This window comes from Halorubrum sp. AJ67, assembly GCF_000513435.1.
The window spans coordinates 136,949-138,539 of sequence record NZ_CBVY010000010.1 but is presented as its reverse complement, the minus strand read 5'-3'; the positions used below and the strand labels follow the sequence as shown (position 1 = coordinate 138,539).

Below are 1,591 nucleotides of genomic sequence, written 5' to 3'. Positions count from 1 at the left end.
CGGTGCGGCGGTGGTCGCGTACCGCCAGTTGGTCCGGCTGGCGCCGGTCGAAGACGCCGGGCCGCTGCCGGCCGGGCCGCGGTTCGAGCGGCTGCTGTACCTCGGGCTCGGGCTCGGCGCGCTCTTCGTCGGGCTCACGGTGCCGCTTTTGTGAACCGGACTTCGGAGTCGCCGGGGGCTCCGATGTCGCGACCATAACATAATGTGTGTATCCGTCAAATCCCCTGGCATGTCAAGCGGACCCGATTCCCCGACGTGGCTCGTGGGACAGCTGGGGCTGACCGCACTCGTCCTGCTGAGCGGTCTCCTCGCGCTGTTCGTCCTCCTGCCGTATCTCCAGTTCATTCTGTTCGGCGTGGTTCTCGCGTATATCCTGTTTCCCGTCCAGCAGCGGGCCGAGGAACACATCAGGCCCACGTTCGCGGCGATCGGCGTCGTCGTGGGCGCGTTGTTCTTCGTGTTGATCCCGATCATCTATCTCCTCACGGTCGCCATCCAACAGTCGCTCAGAGTCGTGAGTGCCGTCAGAAACGGACAGATCGACATCGCGTCGATCGAAGAACTGCTCGAAACCACCGGGTATCAGTTCGACCTCGTCGCACTGTACGAATCGAACCAAGACCGGATAGCGAGGACCCTCCAGGAGCTCACCTCGGGGGCGATCGATCTCGTCGGCAGTTTGCCGGCGCTTTTCATCGGACTGACGATCACGCTGTTCGTCCTCTTTTCGCTGTTGCGCGACGGGGAACGGCTCGTGACGTGGGTCCAGCGGGTGCTGCCGGTCGATCAAGACGTCTTGGACGAACTCCGCGAGGGACTGGATCAGCTCATGTGGGCCTCGGTCGTCGGGAACGTCGCCGTCGCAGCCATCCAGGCGGCGTTACTCGGCCTCGGGCTCGCGATCGCCGGCCTCCCCGCCGTGATATTCCTCACGGTCGTCACGTTCGTGCTGACGCTGCTCCCGCTCGTCGGCGCGTTCGGCGTCTGGGTCCCGGCCGCGGTCTATCTCGCCGCGGTCGGACGACCGGTCGCCGGCGCGTCGATCGCCGTGTACGGTCTGCTCGTCACGTTCTCGGACACGTACCTCCGACCCGCGCTGATCGGTCGGACCGGTGCGTTCAACTCCGCGATCATCGTCATCGGCATCTTCGGCGGGCTCGTCGTGTTCGGCGCCGTCGGCCTGTTCATCGGTCCCGTCGTCCTCGGCGGCGCGAAACTCGTCCTCGACTGCTTCGCACGGGAACACGGGGGAAGGTCGGCCGCCTGAGTCCCGCGACAGGGGTCGGTCCGGCTCGGCGGATCGGACCCGAATCGGCGGCGACGGACCCAGAAACTAACATGACGTAGCTCGTGCCCGTATTCATGGGAATATTTGACACGCTTACGGACGTGATGGAAGGGTCGACCCAGCGCGCACCCGGAACCGCCGGCGACGACGGCTCGGAAGGAGCGTACTGGTGTGACGACTGCGGCGTCCGCGTCCGCGACGTGAACGTCGACCAGGAGGGGTTCGACCGCGACGCGGACGGCGACCCGGTGTGTTCCGACTGCGGCGAGTCGATGCGCTTCGAGCGCGCGACCGGCAGCGGCT

General features: G+C 66.1%; 2 protein-coding genes. Both read left to right on the top strand.

The genetic code is table 11. From position 1 onward, the window contains the following. Window positions 1-229 precede the first annotated feature (229 nt). On the top strand, window positions 230-1,267 hold the full coding sequence (locus tag BN903_RS09985) for an AI-2E family transporter (RefSeq protein WP_048077585.1): 1,038 nt from the start codon (window positions 230-232) through the stop codon (window positions 1,265-1,267). A 95-nt stretch (window positions 1,268-1,362) separates the two neighbouring features. Continuing rightward, the coding region (locus BN903_RS09980; protein ID WP_048077584.1) for a hypothetical protein at window positions 1,363-1,591 on the top strand (229 nt) is incomplete at its 3' end.